This is a genomic window from Cryobacterium serini, from assembly GCF_004404025.1.
In the GTDB taxonomy this organism is placed as follows: domain Bacteria; phylum Actinomycetota; class Actinomycetes; order Actinomycetales; family Microbacteriaceae; genus Cryobacterium; species Cryobacterium serini.
Genome location: NZ_SOHN01000008.1, coordinates 405,018 through 423,307 on the forward strand (window position 1 = coordinate 405,018; position 18,290 = coordinate 423,307).

At 64.3% G+C, this 18,290-nt stretch carries 18 protein-coding genes; 14 read left to right on the forward strand and 4 right to left on the reverse strand.

Going from position 1 to position 18,290, the window contains the following annotated elements; all coding sequences use genetic code 11:
- Positions 1–134 precede the first annotated feature (134 nt).
- Positions 135–659 (forward strand): GNAT family N-acetyltransferase, encoded by a 525-nt coding sequence (locus tag E3T51_RS05245; RefSeq protein ID WP_134528381.1) that lies wholly within the window; start codon positions 135–137, stop codon positions 657–659.
- Positions 660–873: 214 nt separating this feature from the next.
- Here E3T51_RS05245 and E3T51_RS05250 read toward each other — a convergent pair whose 3' ends face one another.
- Both E3T51_RS05250 and E3T51_RS05255 read right to left on the reverse strand, forming a co-directional pair.
- Complete coding sequence (locus E3T51_RS05250) at positions 874–1,650, reverse strand: hypothetical protein (protein WP_134528384.1); 777 nt, start codon at positions 1,648–1,650, stop codon at positions 874–876.
- Positions 1,647–2,360 (reverse strand): ABC transporter ATP-binding protein, encoded by a 714-nt coding sequence (locus tag E3T51_RS05255; protein WP_134528387.1) that lies wholly within the window; start codon positions 2,358–2,360, stop codon positions 1,647–1,649. The genes E3T51_RS05250 and E3T51_RS05255 overlap by 4 nt, the downstream gene beginning before the upstream one ends.
- A gap of 160 nt (positions 2,361–2,520) precedes the next feature.
- Here E3T51_RS05255 and E3T51_RS05260 point away from each other — a divergent pair, with 160 nt between their 5' ends.
- The 10 genes from E3T51_RS05260 (at position 2,521) to E3T51_RS05305 (ending at position 12,441) form a co-directional block, all read left to right on the forward strand.
- Positions 2,521–3,648 (forward strand): sensor histidine kinase, encoded by a 1,128-nt coding sequence (locus tag E3T51_RS05260; RefSeq protein WP_134528390.1) that lies wholly within the window; start codon positions 2,521–2,523, stop codon positions 3,646–3,648.
- Complete coding sequence (locus tag E3T51_RS05265; protein WP_134528393.1) at positions 3,645–4,292, forward strand: response regulator; 648 nt, start codon at positions 3,645–3,647, stop codon at positions 4,290–4,292. Before E3T51_RS05260 ends, E3T51_RS05265 begins: the two co-directional genes overlap by 4 nt.
- A 77-nt stretch (positions 4,293–4,369) precedes the next feature.
- A complete protein-coding gene (locus tag E3T51_RS05270; protein ID WP_134528396.1) occupies positions 4,370–4,708 on the forward strand; it encodes a hypothetical protein in 339 nt (112 codons plus the stop codon).
- A 93-nt stretch (positions 4,709–4,801) separates the two neighbouring features.
- On the forward strand, positions 4,802–5,329 hold the full coding sequence (locus tag E3T51_RS05275; RefSeq protein ID WP_134528399.1) for a PadR family transcriptional regulator: 528 nt from the start codon (positions 4,802–4,804) through the stop codon (positions 5,327–5,329).
- Complete coding sequence (locus E3T51_RS05280) at positions 5,326–6,009, forward strand: ABC transporter ATP-binding protein (protein WP_134528401.1); 684 nt, start codon at positions 5,326–5,328, stop codon at positions 6,007–6,009. Before E3T51_RS05275 ends, E3T51_RS05280 begins: the two co-directional genes overlap by 4 nt.
- On the forward strand, positions 6,006–8,225 hold the full coding sequence (locus E3T51_RS05285; protein WP_134528404.1) for an FtsX-like permease family protein: 2,220 nt from the start codon (positions 6,006–6,008) through the stop codon (positions 8,223–8,225). Before E3T51_RS05280 ends, E3T51_RS05285 begins: the two co-directional genes overlap by 4 nt.
- A gap of 137 nt (positions 8,226–8,362) precedes the next feature.
- On the forward strand, positions 8,363–8,737 hold the full coding sequence (locus E3T51_RS05290; protein ID WP_134528406.1) for a hypothetical protein: 375 nt from the start codon (positions 8,363–8,365) through the stop codon (positions 8,735–8,737).
- Entirely contained in the window at positions 8,734–9,717 is a 984-nt protein-coding gene (locus tag E3T51_RS05295; RefSeq protein WP_134528409.1) for a hypothetical protein, read from the forward strand. Before E3T51_RS05290 ends, E3T51_RS05295 begins: the two co-directional genes overlap by 4 nt.
- On the forward strand, positions 9,714–10,901 hold the full coding sequence (locus E3T51_RS05300; RefSeq protein WP_134528412.1) for an alpha/beta hydrolase family protein: 1,188 nt from the start codon (positions 9,714–9,716) through the stop codon (positions 10,899–10,901). Before E3T51_RS05295 ends, E3T51_RS05300 begins: the two co-directional genes overlap by 4 nt.
- A 172-nt stretch (positions 10,902–11,073) precedes the next feature.
- Entirely contained in the window at positions 11,074–12,441 is a 1,368-nt protein-coding gene (locus E3T51_RS05305) for an NAD-dependent succinate-semialdehyde dehydrogenase (protein ID WP_134528415.1), read from the forward strand.
- A gap of 20 nt (positions 12,442–12,461) precedes the next feature.
- On the opposite strand, the gene E3T51_RS05310 is transcribed toward E3T51_RS05305, so the two are convergent.
- Positions 12,462–14,054, reverse strand: coding sequence for an AMP-binding protein (locus E3T51_RS05310; RefSeq protein ID WP_134528418.1), 1,593 nt, complete (start codon positions 14,052–14,054; stop codon positions 12,462–12,464).
- A gap of 195 nt (positions 14,055–14,249) precedes the next feature.
- Between E3T51_RS05310 and E3T51_RS05315 the strand changes: the two genes are divergently transcribed.
- From E3T51_RS05315 to E3T51_RS05325, 3 genes are read left to right on the forward strand one after another with little or no spacing between them, the layout of a single operon-like run.
- A complete protein-coding gene (locus E3T51_RS05315; RefSeq protein ID WP_241989181.1) occupies positions 14,250–15,782 on the forward strand; it encodes a TIGR03364 family FAD-dependent oxidoreductase in 1,533 nt (510 codons plus the stop codon).
- On the forward strand, positions 15,779–16,525 hold the full coding sequence (locus E3T51_RS05320) for a phosphonatase-like hydrolase (protein WP_134528421.1): 747 nt from the start codon (positions 15,779–15,781) through the stop codon (positions 16,523–16,525). Before E3T51_RS05315 ends, E3T51_RS05320 begins: the two co-directional genes overlap by 4 nt.
- A gap of 2 nt (positions 16,526–16,527) precedes the next feature.
- Positions 16,528–17,730, forward strand: a complete 1,203-nt coding sequence (locus E3T51_RS05325) for an alcohol dehydrogenase catalytic domain-containing protein (RefSeq protein ID WP_241989182.1) — start codon at positions 16,528–16,530, stop codon at positions 17,728–17,730.
- A 97-nt stretch (positions 17,731–17,827) separates the two neighbouring features.
- Here the strand turns inward: E3T51_RS05325 and E3T51_RS05330 are convergent, their stop codons facing one another.
- Positions 17,828–18,289, reverse strand: a complete 462-nt coding sequence (locus E3T51_RS05330; protein ID WP_134528424.1) for a DUF3817 domain-containing protein — start codon at positions 18,287–18,289, stop codon at positions 17,828–17,830.
- Position 18,290 lies beyond the last annotated feature (1 nt).

Sequence of the window (18,290 nt, forward strand, 5' to 3'; positions counted from 1 at the left end):
GCCTCTCGGGAAATATCTCGGATGCCTCGTTAATTGTCCCGCTTACGGTGCAGCACCCGCGCGCCGTTATGTCAGACGACGTCCCACAGGACGTTCCCCTTACGAAGACCTCAGGACTCTGCCATTCTCGAAGAATGGCTTGGCCGAAGACTGAATCCATTATTTCTGCGCGACTTTTGTTGGAACCTCTGTCGGTGGAGCATGCGCCTGCGATGGTAGAGGTTCTGGCTGACCCCTCGCTCTATGAATACACCGGCGGAGAAATACCATCGCTGCAGCTGCTGGAGCACCGTTATGCCGTGCAAGCAGTTGGGCATTCTGATGATGGTTTGCAGTGGTGGCTGAACTGGGTTGTCCGCAATCGAGATTCAGGGAAGCCGGTGGGATTCGTACAGGCAACCGTCGAAGACGACGGGTCAAGTCTGGTGGCTGACATCGCGTGGATGATTTCGCCGAAATGGCAAGGGCAAGGGATCGCTTCTGAGGCAGCCCAGGTGATGGTCGCGTGGTTGCGATTACACGGAGTTCACCGTCTCACGGCGCATATTCATCCGAACCATCAGGCCTCTATGAAGGTGGCGCAAAATCAAGCACTGCACGCAACCTCATGCAAGAAAGATGGTGAAACTCGCTGGGAATCCCAGCATCCGCGCTGCTGAGCATGAGTTCGCCGATGAGCTGGGTCAGTTCGGCGTCGTCTTGGTGTTGTGCGGCGAACCGCACGGATGCCACCGCGATGGAGTTCTCGTCGCGCCAGTTGCGATGGAGGTCTGTCGTGTGGGGGCGAGGAAGAGCAGCCGGCTGGATCCTTTTCCTCCTCGTCGCCACCTTCATCGGGGGTGTCGCAAAATCTCAGCGGTCCGCAGGTATAGCTCAGCGCACCTCGCGTCGCACCACTCGTACGGCGCCCAATATCAGCGGCAGTAGTACCCACACCGCGATCGAGACCCCGATACGTTCGATATCACCAGCGGAGGCGCGACCATCGAGGAGTGCTGTCGTGGTCGTGCCGATGTCGAGCCACGAAGCGATGGCGGCTCCGTTCGTGCTGGAGACGGCAATGAGGTTCCAAGCCATGGTGCTTGTGACGACGAAAATGATTGCGGCAGGGGCGTTGAGGAATAACGTGCCGAGCGCGACCCCACTGAGCACGAGTATCACGTTGACGACGAACCAGCCTGCAGTGGCCGCCGGATCGATAGTCCAGTCGGCGGCGACGCCCCGAGCCGCGGCGACGGTTCCCGTAATGACAAAGGCGACCCCGACGAGTACGGTGCAGGTCAGCGCAGTCGCGATCACCGGGGGGAAGAGTTTTGCTGCGACGATGCGCACACGTCGGGGTTCGAGGGCGAATGTCGTCGAGGCGGTGCCGTGGCTCCATTCGCTTGTTACGGCGAGGATGCCCATGGCCGGAAGGAGAATTGAGAGCACCGCTCCGGAGATCATGATCACGCCTTGCACCGTTGGCTCCATGAACCAGGCAAATCCGGTCATGATGCCGATTGCGAGCACAATCGTCGCGACCGTGAGCAGCTGCCCGACGAGTGTGTCGAAGAACTTTCGGGTCTCAACGTTGATGAGGCGGTGAAACGGGATGGACGAGCTGCGGACGCTGATGGCCGGCGTTGATGAGACTGTTCGGGAGATCATGCTGCGCTCCGATCGGTGGGGGTGGTGAGCTGAAAATAGAGGTGCTCGAGGTCGTGCCCGGCAGCGAGTTCGCGGGTGGAGCCGGCGGCGAGCACGCGACCGTTGCCGATCATCACAATCCGATCGGCGACCTGCTCGACCTCATGCAGAAGGTGTGAGCTGAGTAATACCGCGCAGCCGTCATCGGCGAGGGATCGGACGAGGGTGCGCAGCCATGCCATGCCCTGCGGGTCGAGTCCGTTGGCCGGTTCGTCCAAAACGAGCACGCGGGGCTCGCCGAGGAGCGCCTGAGCAATACCGAGACGCTGCCGCATACCCAGCGAGTACCCGCGCACACGGGTCGTGCCTTCTCTCTGGGTTAGTCCGACTCGGTTGAGGACCTCGTCGACATGGGAGATGGGCACGCCCATCATCCGTGCCGCGAGTCGGAGCGTTTCCCGGCCGGTCCGGCCCGGGTGCACAGCTCCCGCATCGAGCAGACTTCCGACGTGGCGACCCGGATTGTGAAGTTCGACGTATCGGGAGCCGAGGACTGTCGCGGTGCCAACGGTCGCCCGGGCGTGGCCGAGGAGAATTCGCATGGCCGTTGTCTTGCCGGCTCCATTTGGGCCGAGAAACCCCGTCACGGAGCCTGGCGGCACCGTGAAACTGACATCGTCAAGAGCCGTGCGGCCTCGGTAACGTTTGGTGATTCTGGTGAATTCGATCATGCATCCAGTTCAGCCCGTCGCGCACCGCAGCGCATCGGCCGAAGGTCGAGGAGATGATGACCGTGTGGTGCGACGATGGCGCCATATTGTCGAAAGCTGTCCAGGTTGAAATAGACGAAGGTCAGTTCAGCAGAAAGCGTCGCTCCCGTAGGCTCGGAGCATGGACCAGCCGAAGTGGATGCGTGCGATTCCTTACGCCTGCGCACTCGCCGTCATGGGATTTTTTAGCATCATCCTTGTCTGGATTGCCGTGACCGAGCCCGAACGCAGATGGTGGGTGGCCGGTGATCTCGCCGTCGGTATCGGCGGACTGGTCCTCCTGCGAGCCCGACACCGTGCACCATTCACCGTCGCGCTTATCACCGCTGCCGCTGCGCTCCTGTCGACCACCGTCATCGGGCCAGCCTTCGTCGCCTACGTCTCCCTCACGAAGCATCGTCGTTGGGGCCGCATCGTGCTGGCCGCCCTACTGCTCTGGACCGCAACCGCCATTTACTCCAGCGGTGATGGCCTCACCCAGCAGTTGATCCTCGCCGTCTCGACGATGACATTATCGATCATCGCGCTGACCGTCGCGGGCCTGTACCTGCGCAGCCGCCGAGATCTCGAAACCGAGCGCGCCAACCGGCGCGCACAGGAACAACTCCGCCAACTCGAACAGCTGGAGCAGGCCCGACTGAGCGAACGAGCCCGCATCGCTCGCGAGATGCACGACGTGCTTGCCCATCGCATCTCGCTGCTCTCCCTGCACGCCGGAGCGCTCGCCCACCGAACCGATCTCAGCGCAACCGACGTGCGCGCGGCCGCAACCGTGATCCATGAGAGCGCGCATCAAGCCCTTACCGAGTTGCGCGCGACCCTCGGCAGTCTCCGTGACACTTCGTCGACCGCGCCGCCTCAACCGTCATGGACCGAACTCCCCGCGCTCCTCGACGAAGTTCGCGAGGCCGGCCAGATCGTCGAAGTCAGCGACGAGGTGACGGATGCCGCGCAGTTACCCGCCCAGATCGGGCGTCACGCCTACCGCATCGTACAAGAAGCGCTCACGAACGCACGCAAACATGCACCGGGCGCGCGTGTCGAGGTGCTGATGCGCGGGCGACCTGGGCAAGAACTCCACCTGCGCATCAGCAACACGCTATTGGGCGGCGTCGATCCTTCATCCGGTGGCCTCGGACTGATTGGCCTGACCGAACGGGTGAACATGGTCAGCGGCACCCTGACGAATATTGTCGCCGATGACCGGTTCATCCTCGATGCGACACTGCCCTGGGAGATGCCCTCGTGATCCGTTTGGCGATCGTGGACGACGACGCGTTGGTGCGCACCGGGTTACGGCTCATTCTCGGTGGTGAAACTGATATCCAGATCGTCGCCGAAGCAGCCAACGGCGTGGAGGCAGAAAAACTTGCCGGGGACGTCGACGTGATGCTGATGGACATCCGCATGCCGGTACAAGACGGAGTGACGACGACAGAGAAGCTCATGGCGCACGCCACAGCGCCGGCCATCATTGTGCTGACTACTTTCGACGCGGACGACCTCGTCCTTCGCGCTCTGGGTGCCGGCGCTGCCGGCTTTCTGTTGAAAGACACCTCGCCCGCTCGCCTCATCGCAGCAATCCATGCCGTCGCAGCCGGCGAACCCATGCTCTCTCCAACGATTACACGCCGGTTGATCGCGGCAGCCACCAGTACCGCTGCAACAGCGCTAGTGGACTCCGCCGCGTCAGCGTCACTTGCCACGCTCACCGACCGAGAACGCGAAGTCGCTATCCAAATTGCATACGGACTGCCCAACGCAGAAATAGCCACTCATCTGTTCATGAGTGTCGCGACCGTGAAAGCAACGATCACACACATTTTCCAGAAGATCGGCACCACCAACCGAGTGCAGCTGGCGATAATCGTGCGCAACGCCGGACTGCTCTGATCTCCAACCGGCGCCTGCCTTTATAGCGGAGAATCTTTTCGTTGTAGTCCCGGTCTGTGGGCACTAGGTTATGACGCATGGAGCGACTTCAGCCGCGTGCGACCGTGGCAGTACCGGTTTTCGCCCTCGCGCTGGCAGTTGGCGCTGCGGCTTCCTTCGGCATAGGCGACGCCGTCGGTATCCTCAGCGGGGCCGCGGAAGGTGTGTCCGTGCTCACATGGCTGATGGGTTGGGTGCTTCTCACCTGGGCCGTAGTCATCGGCGGAAGCTACAGTATTCTGCTCGGCGTGCGGTCGCTTTCTCGGCGCCCGATATCCGTTGTGCAAGTTGCGCTGATCGCCTGCGCTTTCGCACTCATCGCGGTCGTGCTGGCGACCTATCCACTCTGGGGAACCGGTTCGGGCGTCAGCAGCTAACCGAGGGTTCACCAGCTCGTTGAACTCCGGGCTGGTTTTGCCTGACCACGGAAGCATGACGTGTGACTATACACTGTGTGTATAGTTGGCGTCATGGACAACTCTTTGACCTTGCTCGGGTTGCTCAGCGTCGAACCCAGCTATGGCTATGACCTTAAGCACACGTACGATCGATTTTTCGGAGTGCGCAGGCCCCTCGCCTTCGGTCAGGTCTACGCGAGCCTCGCGCGCATGACCCGCGACGGGCAGATTCTTGCGCTTGCCGACGAGGCCGGCGGCGGTCCTGACCGCAAGAAGTATGAGGTGACCGACCTTGGCCGGCACCGCGTTTCGCAGTGGATGTTCACCCCCGACGTCCCCTCAGAGACTTTGCAGAGCAACCTTTTTGCCAAGACCATCATTGCCCTTCTAGTCAACGACAATGCCGACCGGCTCCTCGACGTGCAACGCACCGAACACCTCGCGCGGATGCGCGAACTCACCCGTGAAAAGCAGGGCGCGGATTTGATGCGCATGCTGCTGTGCGACCACGCGCTCTTCCACATTGAGGCGGACCTGCACTGGATCGACCTGACCGCCGCCCGACTCACCCAACTGCGAAACGAGATCATCCTGCCATGACCGTCTTCATCCAGGCCCGGGGCCTGCGCAAGTCCTTCGGCACGACGGATGCCCTCCGCGGCATCGATCTCGACATCCACCGCGGCGAGGTCATCGCCGTGATGGGCCCCTCGGGCTCTGGCAAGTCGAGCCTTCTGCACTGCCTCGCCGGTGTGCTGGTGCCGGACAGCGGCACGGTAATCGTCGACGGTGTCACCGTCAGCGCCCTCAACGAGGCTCGTCGCTCTGCCCTGCGCCTGGCCGAGTTCGGCTTCGTTTTTCAGTTTGGGCAGCTCCTGCCCGACCTGACTGCGGTCGACAACATCACCATCCCCCTCCTGCTCGGAGGTATGAAACGCCGGCAGGCGCTGAAGGAAGCGCACGGATGGCTCGACCGCCTCGGCCTCGAGGCTGCCGCAGCCAAGCTGCCCGGCGAACTTTCCGGCGGTGAGGCCCAGCGCGTAGCGATCGCGCGGGCCCTCGTGGCGCATCCGTCGGTGCTCTTTGCCGATGAGCCCACCGGTTCCCTGGACTCACTCGCCGCCGAGAACGTCCTGACGGCGATGCTCGAGCTCGTGCGACAGGCGGGAACTACCCTGGTGATGATCACCCACGACCCTCGCACGGCAGCCTACGCCGACCGAGAGATCATCGTGCGTGATGGCCAGCTGGCCGCAACTGACCGAGTCGGGATCTCATGAACCCGAGCATCGTGCGTCTAGCCGTGATCGGCAGCCGTGCCTCCGGGGGTCGGCTCCTGGGTATCACTGCCGGTGTCGCGGTGGGTGTCACGCTCGCGCTCTTGCTCGGCGGCGCCTACCAAGGCCTCGACGCTCGCGACGAGCGGTCTAGCTGGATGAGCGCCTCCGGGGGCTACGTGGTTGACGGCGACACAAGCCCGCGCGCGGTGACCGGTGACATGGCGTCGCTCGGCACTGACCGAGTGCTGCTGGCCCGGACGACCGACCGGCACGCGGGGGCACGGATCGTGCGCTTTGATGTCGCTGCACTGACAACGTCGAGCGTCACGATTCCGGGCATCACCGACCTGCCGCAGTCGGGGGGATACTACGCATCGCCCGCGCTCATCGACCGCATTGCGAGGGTTCCAGCCGACGAGCTCGGCGACCGTTTCGGAACACTCACGGGAACCATTAGTGACGCGGGTTTAGCGAGCCCCGACTCGCTCGTCGTGGTTGTCGGTGCCACTGCGAACGACCTGCTCGAGCGCCCCACGGCCCAGATTGTGACCGACTTCACGGGCCTGCCCTACCGAGCGAACTCCAATTACCAAACCGTCGCGATCGTGGGCGCCATCGCCGTACTGTTCCCAGTGCTGCTGCTGGTGAGCATCGTGACCGGGCTCGGTGCCGCCGCCCGGCGGGAGCGCTTTGCCACACTGCGTCTGATCGGCGCTACCCCGCGCACGGTCGCCGCGATCGCCGCGTTGGAGACGGCGGCCACTAGTCTCGTCGGCGCGCTGATCGGCGTGCTGATGGCCGCGCTGCTCGGCCCGGTCGCCGCGCTCGTTCCCGTCGACGACGGCGTGTTCTTTGCCGCAGACCTCGCCGTGACTCCGCTCACGGCAGCCCTGGTGGTGGCGGTGACCGTCGCGGCATCCGCGGCGACCGCGGGCTGGCGCATCCGTCGTGCGGGTATCGGGCCGCTCGGCCAAACGAAGCAGCGACAAGAGAAGACCCCATCAATGCTTCGCCTGCTGCCCCTCGCCGGCGGGCTGGGCATGCTCATCGCCACGACCCTGGCCGTGCTCGCCGGACTACCAGTTCCGCGCGTCGGAACGCTGATCATCATCGGTTTCACCATCACCACCGTTGGTCTGCTCGTGGCAGGCCCCTACCTGACCCTGATTGCTGGCCGCATCATGGCGCGGCGCAGCGGAAAAGCGGCCGGAATCATCGCGGGCAACCGCATCCGTCGCACGCCCGTGGCCACGTTCCGCTCCGTGAGTGGCCTCGTGATTGCCGTATTCATGGTGAGCGTCTTCGCGGGCGCCGCGACAACCGCCGATCGAAGCGCGGCCCCCATCGTTGGGCCTGGATCACTTGCCGTCACTACCCTCATCCAATACTTGGAGCCCACCCTAGACGCGGCCGACCCCGCCGAAACGGATGCAGAACGCGCGCGCCTTGCCGCAACCCCGGGCGTCACCGGGGTAGTCACCGTGTACACGCTTGATTCGGGTGACGGCCCCGACGTGGGCCGGCTCTTGCTCGTGGCGGAAGCGGCGAAAGGCCTCGGCCTCGGGGCTGTTCCGCCTGCGGCCGTCGTCTCCGTCAATAGCGACGTCATAACGGGTGCGCCCGCCGTGTTCACCCCGGCGGAAGCGACCGATGTGGCGGAGCTCACGCCGAGCATCCTGCTCCTTGGCACCGACGGGTCAACGGCCGCGCTCGAACGGGCACGAACGGCGTTGCAGGCGAGCACGATTTTCAAAACTGGATGGGTGCCCGCCGTCACCCGAACGGATCTCGCCGATGATCGACTGCAGTCCATGGCGGCCAGTTATGCCACCCTCGCCTACTTGGGAATCGGCGTGGCGACGCTTATTGCCGGGCTCTCACTCGCCATCGCCACCGTATCGGCCATGATCGACCGCCGACGGATACTCGCCCTGCTGCGGTTGCTCGGCATGAACCTCGCCGGCCTTCGCCGCATCATCACTCTCGAAGCGGCCGCACCGCTACTGGCCGTGATGGCCCTGTCAATCGGGCTCGGCTTTCTCGTCGCCGACCTCATCCTGGTAGGGCTGACCGACGGCGGCCGATCGGTCGGCTGGCCCGATGCGCGCTACCTCGGAGCGCTCACAGCCAGCGTGGTGCTGGCCCTCGCCGCGGTTGCTGCCGCCGCCGGTCGGCTGGGGAAAAACACGGATCTGGCCGCGATTCGCTACGAATGACCTCCTGATGCAGGATGGATCTGATGAGAACAAGAACTGACGAATCGGCCCCGGGGGATGACCGCACCTCTCGGGGTCACGCCGTGGCCGCATTTACGGCATTAGGCCTCCCCGTTCGTGTGTCCCTGCCGAGCCTCGTGTCCCTCGTCGAACAGTCAAGGAAGACGCGAATCTCGATCGCCTCCACGCCACTGCTGAATGGAACCGAAATTTGCGGGCTCTGGTTGTCGCGCGAAACCGACGATTTGATCTTCCACGTCGAAACGGATTCGGAACATCATCGGCAGCAGATTGTCTGTCATGAGTTGGCGCATATGATCTTGCGCCATGACGAGGTGGCCGATCCGACGTTACATGGCATGCTCGGAACGGATGGTCCGCTCATCGCGTTCGGCCGTTCCGATTTTCGCGACGAGTTCGAGTTGGCGGCGGAGTCGCTGGCCGATCTCCTGACCGGCGCCATTCGCACCAGCACTAAGGAGCCTGAGGGCTTCGAAGGAGTGTTTGGATGATGCAACTGATCGTCGCCCTGGCCCTCTGGGGACTCGTAGGCGCGCTGTCCCTCGGTACCCGCCGACGCACGGATCAGAGCATTCTCTATGCCGCCGTCATGATTGCGGTCTCGCTGACCCTGAACATCGACGCGGTGTACTTCGCAGCAGACGGCCTTCTCGGGGGCCAAAATTACGCGGACCTGCCCGCAAATCTTTTACTCCTCCTCGGCGTTTATTTCCTGTCGCGAGCCATTCTGCGAGCATCGTCGCCCAGCCGCGCGAACGCGGCGGCCAGGCCGTTTCGGATCGGGGCCGTCATCACGGCCAGCCTCATGGTGACGACCTTCGTCCTCATTGACGCGCCCACAACCTCGGGAACGTTTATGCAGGACTTCGGCAATCAACCCGCAGCTGCCGCCTACTCCCTGATCCAATTTACCTATTTGGGCATCGTCGTGGCCCTGACTGGAACGATCTGCCTGCGCTTTGCCGGACGCATGAGCACCCCGGCTCGTCGACTCGGGTTCCGTGTCGTGGGCGCCGGTTGTGGCGCGGCCGTTCTCACTGTGCTCAGCGTCGTGGGAATGGATCTTGCGCATGTCTTCGGGTCGCTGTCGCTGCTTTCCCTCTTTGCGAGTGCCTACGATGTGCTGAACCTGGCCGCTATCCTGCTTCTCTGTTTCGGATTATCTCTCCCGCCGATTCTGGGCTGGGTCAGCACTAAGCTCCATCGGCGCAAACTACAGGCGGCTCTCCCCGACCTCACGCGCATTTGGGCTGATGTTTCTGCCCAACGCATTGAGTTGGGTGATGGGTCTCACCCTTACGCGCCAGGTTCGGTATCGCGCGACGTTGACACCGTTGTGCACCGCATGCTGGTGGAGATCCGTGACGCTCTTCTGTTCAACCCGACTGCTCGCGACCGACTTAGAGATAAAGATCTCACGTTGCTCGCAGCGACCGAGACGCGCATCGGTGCGCAGCGGACATCCGCTTGAGAATCGGTTATCTGCTGTTCTCCGGCGGTTTGTTCTCCGGCGGTCTCCTGGTTGCGAGTCTGGCTGTCGTCAGGAAGATCATCAGAACGGATGCGCCGAGGCGCGAACGACTCCGCGTCCTCGAGGTCGATGATGTCTCGTCGTCGCCATACGCCGTGACCCTGCCCTTGAACGATGCGACACAGGCGCCGGGACACTACGCGATCTGGTTCGACTCCGGCCGTGGCTACGCACAGCTCGGTGCAGTCCTCGCCGTTGATGAGCGCGCCTCCATCGTTACGCGTGCGGTCGTCATCGCGCGCGGCACACCGCTGCGAGCGGGCCTCTCGGTGAGGTGGAGCGGGGTCGTACCGTCGCAAGCAGTGGATGTCGCACTGCCGTTCACCGCCGTCACCGTCCCGACCGCACTCGGTCCTGCGCCCGCCTACCGCTTCGACGCCCCGATCGACCGGCTACCCGCCTCGACGTGGGCGATCCATATCCACGGGCAGGGCGCGAGCAGGGCGGGCCCGCTGCGCGGCGTTCCGGTCGCCCACTGTGCCGGCCTCACATCGCTCGTGGTCTCGTACCGGAACGACCACGAGGCCCCGAGCTCGCGCGATAGAAAATCAATGCTGGGCCAGACCGAGTGGCGCGATATCGACGCGGCCCTTACGTACGCCGTGGCCCACGGCGCCGAAAAGATCATTCTCGTTGGCTGGTCAATGGGCGCGACGATCGCTCTGCAGCTCACCCGGTCATCACAGCATCGGAAGCGCATCATCGGGCTGTGCCTCATCGCCCCGATCGTCAATTGGCGGGCGACGATTCTTGCCGCCGGCCGTCGAGCGCGCGTGCCGGCTCCCGTGACTCGCTTGGCGCTACATGCCCTCGAAAGTCCCTCGTGGCGACGGGCAACCGGCCTGCAAGAGCCAATACGCCTCGGTGATCTGAACTGGATCGACAACGGCTTTGACCTCGAGGTCCCAACGCTGGTACTGCACAGTTTTGGCGACCTCTCCGTTCCGATCGCCCTGTCGCGGGCGTTCGCGGATGCCCACACCGGCCTGGTCGAGCTCGTCACGCTACCCCCGGCTCCGCACACGCTGGAATGGAACAGGAGCCCCCACCTGTGGGAATCCGCTCTCTCCGAGTGGCTGCATCGCATACAGCTATCGAGAAGTCCCTGGCGCAGCTCGGAATAAGGCCCAGAGCCAACGCTGGGTCTGCAGCTGCCCGTGATTCGAGGACCAGCGCGCGCTGAAACTAGCGCCTCAACTCCACTGGCCTCCTGAGCCTTGACAATTCGCGCGAACATGATTGGCTCGTAATACGTGATTTTCTCCGGAACAGTAGCCCCGTGAAAGGAGGTGGCTCGTGAGCCACCACGCCGTTATCAACCCCGCCACCGGCGAGACCGTCAAGACGTACCCCCAAATTTCGAGTGATGAACTCGAGCAGGTCATCGCATCGGCGGATGCGGCGCACGTCGGCTGGTCACGAAACTCGACGACCGACGAGCGGGCCGCACTCCTGCGCCGGGTCGGCGATTTGCATGAGGAGCGCCGCGACGAGCTGGCGGCCATGATCGTGCGCGAGATGGGCAAGCCCGTCGATCAGGCGCTCGGCGAGGTCGATTACGCCGCCGACATCTACCGGTACTACGCCGAGAACGCGCAGGTTTTTCTGAAGGACGAACCCATCACCCTTCGCGGCGGCGAGGGTTCCGCCTTCATGCGCTCCAAATCGTTCGGTGTGCTGATCGGTGTCATGCCGTGGAATTTCCCGTATTACCAGGTTGCGCGCTTCGCTGCACCAAACCTTATGACGGGCAACACGATCATCCTCAAGCATGCGTCGCAGTGCCCGGAGTCTTCCGCGGCGATCGAGCAAATCTTCCACGACGCAGGCTTCCCGGCTGGCGCCTACACCAATGTCTACGCGGACAGCGAGCAGGTCGCCACGATCATCGCCGATCCGCGGGTACAGGGCGTCTCCCTCACCGGTTCGGAGGGCGCCGGCGCGGCCGTTGCCGAGGTCGCCGGTCGCCACCTCAAGAAGGTCGTGCTGGAGCTGGGCGGGTCAGACCCGTTCATCCTGCTGAGCACCGATGACATGGCCGCCGCAGTGGATGCCGCCGTCGCCGGTCGCCTCCGCAATGGCGGACAGGCCTGCGACGCCGCCAAACGATTCATCGTGATCGATGGACTTTACGAGGAGTTCACACAGAAGTTCACCGCCGCTATCCTGGCGTGCTCTCCCAGTGATCCGACCGTTCCCGGGGCAGACTACGGACCCATTTCGTCCCTCGCCGCGGCCGAGCATCTCGAGGAGCAGGTCGAGCGCGCAGTCGCGCAGGGCGCGACCCTGGCGACCACGGGCAAACGGTCTGGCACCTTCTACCCTTCGGCCGTGCTCACCGATGTCACGCCAGACAACGACACGTACCATGAGGAGTTCTTCGGCCCCGTAGCATTCGTCTACCGGGCAGCCTCAGAAGATCACGCCGTCACCCTCGCAAACGACACTCCCTTCGGCCTGGGCTCCTACCTGTTCACGACCGATCCCGAGCAGGCCCTGCGAGTTGCTGACCGCATCGAAGCCGGCATGGTGTTCGTCAACCTCGTCGACGCCGGCAGCGCAGAGCTACCGTTCGGCGGGGTGAAAAGAAGCGGCTTCGGGCGCGAACTCGGACGCTTCGGTGCCAGCGAGTTCGTGAACAAGAAACTCATCCGCATCGGCTGACCCCATGCCGACCGTGGCGGCTAAACCGTCGCTGCACGCTCCTGCGCCCGAAGGTCCTTGCGCAGAATCTTGCCGGAGGCCGACTTTGGAATCACCTCGATGAACTCGACCGCGCGCACCTTCTTGTGCGGGGCGACCCGCTCGCCGACAAAGGCCATGACCTCCTCGGCCGTGACACCAGACTCAGCCACGGTGACGACAAAGGCCTTCGGTATCTCCTGGCCGTCGGCATCCGCTGCACCGATCACGGCCGCATCCGCGATCTCTGGGTGGGTGAGCAGCAGCGCCTCGAGTTCGGCCGGCGCGATCTGGTAGCCCTTGTACTTGATCAGTTCCTTGCTGCGGTCGACGATGGTCACCTCGCCGAGCGCGCTGACCGTGGCAATGTCTCCGGTGTGCAGAAACCCGTCGGCGTCGATGGTCTCGCGGGTGGCCTTCTCGTTGTTGAGGTAGCCGAGCATCACGTTCGGGCCGCGCACCAGCAGTTCGCCGCGTTCGCTCACCCCGTTTTCTGGAGCCTCGATCTCGTCCCCGGTTTCGGTCGAGACGAGCTTGCAGTCCATGTTCGGAATCGTCACACCCACCGAGGCGCGCGACAGGTGCGGAGCATCGATTGGAATCAGGTGACTCACCGGGCTCACCTCCGTCATGCCGTAGCCCTGCAGAATGCGACAGTCCAGCCGGGCGGCGACGGCCGCGGCGAGGGCGCCGTCGAGCGGCGCTGCCCCGGAGAGAATGGTGTGAACGCTTGACAGGTCATATTCTTCGACCAGCGGATGCTTCGCGACGGCCACCGCGATCGGTGGCGCGATGAAGACGTAGCTGCAGCGGTGGTCCTGGATCATGCGCAGAAATTCGACGAAGTCGAACCTGGCCATAGTGATGAGGGCAGCCCGCTGTTTGAAGGCGAGGTTCAGCAGAACCGTCATTCCGTAGATGTGGTAGAACGGCAGCAGCGCCAGCACCTTGTCCTCTGGGACGACGCCGATCAGGTCGCGCGCCTGCTGCACGTTCGCGATGAGGTTGCGGTGGCTGAGCATGACGCCCTTGGGCGCTGCGGTCGTGCCGGAGGAGTAGGGCAGAACGGCCACGTGCGTGGCCGGGTCGATGGTCACGGTCGGCGCTGCGGCATCCGCTGCCAGCAAATCAGCGAGCGACGGATGCCCCGTCTCGCCCTCGATGACCACGATGCGCTCGTCGGGAATGCCCGACGCGTGCGCTGCCGCCTTGGCGCCCGGTAGCAGCGGCGAGACGGTGATGAGCCAGGTGGCGCCGGAGTCGTGGAGCTGGCGGTGGATATCGTCGGGGGTGTAAAGCGAGTTGATGGTGGTGACGGTGGCGCCCGCGCGCAGGATGCCGTGGAAGACGGCCGTGAATGCAGGCGTGTTCGGGCAGAGCAAGCCCACGACCGTGCCGGGACCGACACCTTCTGCGGCAAGAGCACCAGCTACCCGGGTGATCTGATCGACCAGAGTGCGGTAGCTGAGTTCCGCGCCGCTCACCCCGTCGATGACGGCAATGCGATCGAGTTCAGCCTCGCTCAAAGCGTCGAACAGGTAGTCAAAAATGGTGACGTCGGGAATCTCAACGGGAGCGTAGGGGCTCGTGAACACAAAGATCTCCTTTGATCGGGCGTGAACCCCCCACGGTACCGTCCAGCGCCGGGACGAAACTGTGCATGTGACCACAGACACGCTCGTGCAATTGCCGCTGCCCGTTCACCTGCTGGTTACCCGGCGCACCATCGTTGTTGGCGTGGCCTGCTTAACGTGGCTAAACATACTGGCCTTGACTCAGGAAGGTTTCACGTGGCAATCCCCAGCCCTTTTTCACGCACCTCTTCTCGTACCGCCACGACGGTGCTCGCCCCGATCTCCTCGATCGTGACGACCAAGGGTGAGGCGCCCGGGTATTTCTCCCAGGCGATCGTGCCGGCGGACAGCAGCATTTCTTCACTCGAGGAATTCGCCGGCAAGCACGATGTGAGCGTGCAGAAGGTGGGCGAAGGCAAGGAATGCGAGGTCGGCTTCGCCGAAGACAGCGAGGTCGCCAAGAGTGACAAGGTGAAGGTCGTCGCTGAGACCATGGTTCCCGGTGCACCCGATCGTGCTGATGATTCTCGTGACGGTAGTCCGGGTCGAAGGGCTGGCAGTGTGGATGCGGTGGGTGTTCCGATGACCCGCTTCGACGTGGTCGTCGTCGGCAGCGGAATCGTCGGTCTCGGGCACGCGCTCGCCGCCGTCGACCGGGGCTTGTCCGTGGTCGTTGTCGACCGGGCGGGAGCCATCGGCGGGGCATCCGTTCGAAATTTCGGTCACCTGTGCTTCACGCCGCAAAGCGGCCTGGCCCGTGAATTTGCGCTGCGATCGCGCCCGCTGTGGCTGCGACTGGCAGCGGATGCCGGAGTCTGGCTGCGCGAGTCGGGCACCGTCGTCGTTGCTAGGGCAGACGACGAACTGGCCGTTTTATCCGAACTGGCGGCCCAGCGGGGAACCGAATCGCTCTTTGGTAGTGGTCAACCCGACGTGGTGGTGCTGAGCGCTGCCGAGGTCAACGCTCGTTTGCCGCTGGCCCCCGATACGGCACGCGGCGGAGCGATGCTTGCGTGGGACCTTCAGGTCAATCCGCGCCAGGCCGCGGCCGGTCTCGCCGCGTACCTGGCCAGTCGGGGCGTCGAATTTCGATACCGAACCGCGGTGACGGCCGTGCGCCCCGGTCGGGTCACAACGACTCGGGGGTCGATCGATGCCGGAACGGTCATCGTGGCGGTGAACCATGACATCGACCAGTTGTACCCGGAAATCGCGGAGCGCGACGGCATTGTGCGCTGTGGCCTGGACATGCTGCGCGTCGACGCAGGCCTTCGTGCGCCCCTGCCTGCGCCGGTGCTGACCGGCTGGTCGCTTCTGCGCTACGGGGCATTCTCCGGTCTGCCGGCCGCCGCGGTTTTGGGCGAACGGCTACGTCGAGAGTACCCGGCGCTCGGCGAACTCGACCTCAACCAGATGTATACCCAGTTGCCCGACGGATCGCTAATTGTGGGGGACACGCACTATCGCGGGGCTTCCGTTTCTCCATTCCAGAATGAGCACGCCTTCGAGCAGCTGCTGCACCTCACAGGTGAGCTGTTCGGCGTGACGCGCCCGCACGTGCTGGAACGGTGGCAGGGCGTCTACGCCTCAGGCCGTGCCGACTTTCTCATCGACCAGCCCGAACTCGGCGTCTATCTCGTCGCGGCAACCACCGGAATCGGTATGACGACCGGGCTCGGTCTCGCTGAGCACGTCATCGCAACCGTGTGCGATTCACCCATCTCCCTTACCCTGAAAGGCACCCCATGAGCACTGCACCACTTTCCCTCGATCTCGATCTCGACGATTTTGACACCGAAGACGTTGACGTTGAGCTCGTAGTCTTCGACATGGCCGGCACCACCGTGACCGACGACGGACTGGTCGAGCGGGCGTTCGTGCTCGCGGCCGAGCGTTGCGGATTGGCGGACACCGCCGATGAGGTCGCCGAAGCCATCGATTTCGTGCGCGAGACCATGGGGCAGTCCAAACTTGACGTCTTTCGCGAACTGACCGACTCCGAAGAAGCGGCCGTCGCCGCGACGGCCGAGTTCGAAGCCGCCTACGGTGAACTCGTCGAACAGGTCGGGGTGACGGCGATCGCGGGCGCGGCCGACCTGTTCCAGGAACTGAGGGACTCCGGTGTGAAGGTGGCGCTGGTGACCGGATTCTCCCGGGCAACGCAGGACACGCTCATCGACTCACTCGGATGGAACGACCTTATCGACGTCAGCCTCTGCCCGGCCGAAGCCGGCCGTGGCCGCCCCTACCCAGACCTGCCGCTCAACGCGCTACTGCGTACCGGGGCGTCGAGTGTTGCAGCCATGGTTGTCGTCGGCGACACCACGAGCGACATGCGCTCAGGCCTGAACGCTGGCGCCGGCCTGATCGTGGGAGTGCTGACCGGCACACACGACAGCGACACCCTCGAAGAAGCCGGGGCCGACGTCGTCATCGCGAGCGTCGCCGACCTCGCCGAACTGCTCGGCCTGCGTGAGGAGACGATCGAGTAGCCATGCCCAAACACGATTCAGTTGCTGAACACCTGACGCTGCCAGCCCTCACCCGCGGAGTCGGACGTGAGGTGGTGTTGCCGCGCGCCGCAGAGGCCATGGTCTGGTCGGGGGCTGGCCAGCCGCTCGCGTGCGTGGCGGTACCCGGCGTGCTGCTGCGACCCGGTGACGTGCTGGTCGAAGTTGAATTGGCCACGGTCTGTGGCTCCGACGTACACACAGTGCTCGGTCACCGTTCGTCTGCCAAACCGCTCGTGCTCGGGCACGAGCAGATCGGCCGCATCGTCGCCGTCACCGAACGATCATATGCAGCAAATGGAATGCCCCTGCGGGTCGGGCAACGAGTGGTCTGGTCGGTCGCCGTAAGCTGCGGAACGTGCCCGCGTTGCCGCCGTGGCCTGCCCCAGAAGTGCCTCGAGGTGGTCAAATACGGCCACGAACAGATGCAGCGCGGCTGGGAACTCAGTGGAGGTTTCGCCACCCACGTGCAGGTGCGCGCCGGGACCGCGGTCGTCGTCGTCGACGAGCAGGTTCCCGCCACGGTCCTGGCCCCGGCTTCCTGCGCGACCGCCACGGTTGTCGCGGCGCTTCTGGCGGCATCCGCTCTGGTGCCGCTGGCTGGAGCTACCGTGTTGATAACCGGCGGGGGAATGCTCGGAGTTACGGCCTGCGCAATGGCGACGGATGCCGGGGCGCTCGTGCTCGTCAGCGACCCCGATGCCGCGCGCCGACGGCTCGCGCTCGCGTTCGGGGCCGCAGCGGTCGCGGACCCTGAGGCGCCGCGCGAATCGCCGACCGGGGTTGCGAGCGTGCTCGCCGCACTACAGGATGCGGGTGCTGCCGAGCCGACGATCGCACTCGAACTGAGCGGCGCGCGGCCGGCCGTGCAAACGGCGATAGACCTGATCGCTACCGGCGGCGTGGTCGTGCTGGTCGGCAGCGTCTCACCCGGGGCGCCGGTGCTGCTCGACCCGGAGTCGATCGTGCGCCGCCTGATCACCGTGCGCGGCGTGCACAACTACACACCGGGCGACCTGCAGCAAGCCGTGACCTATCTCAGCGGAGCGTGGCACCGGCATCCGTTCTCGGCCCTCGTCGGAACAACGTTCCCCCTCGAGAAAGCGGATGCTGCGCTCGCGTTGGCCGTCATCGCGCGGCACCCCCGTGTGGGTATCACCCCGCAGCCGCCCGCGACGCTCGGCTGAGTCACCCCGGTCGTTCTTCACCGCGCCAGCTACTGGGGGACGCGCCAGTCTTAGTGGGGGCACCGACCGGTAACTGATGCGGTGACCAATAAGGGCGCTAGCTGCCGGCGCCGGGTGGACCGATCGTGAGCAGAGTCGCCATAATCGACACCAGCGCGATACCCATGATGCTGGCGAGCAGGACCGGTCGGGCCAGCATCCAGCGCAGCAGGGCGCTGAGCCGGGTGTGGTCGCGTCGATCGCTCGTGCGCGTGGAACGCCAGCCGCCGTCGAGGGCCCCGCGGCGTTCAAGGGCCCGGTCGAAGGCAATCGTCGCGAACGGAATGATCGCCGTGAGGCAGGCCAGGGCGATCAGCCGGGCTTTCCAATGCTGGTTGACACCAATGAAGACGGCCGTCATGGCGTAGGCGATGAAGACGAGACCGTGCAGGAACCCGCCGATCTGCACTCCCCACTCACCGGCCCGTACGACGTATTTCAGTAGCATGCCGATGATCAGCAGCGACCAGGTGATCGCCTCGGCAATGGACACGAAGCGGTACAACGAGCGGGGAGACACG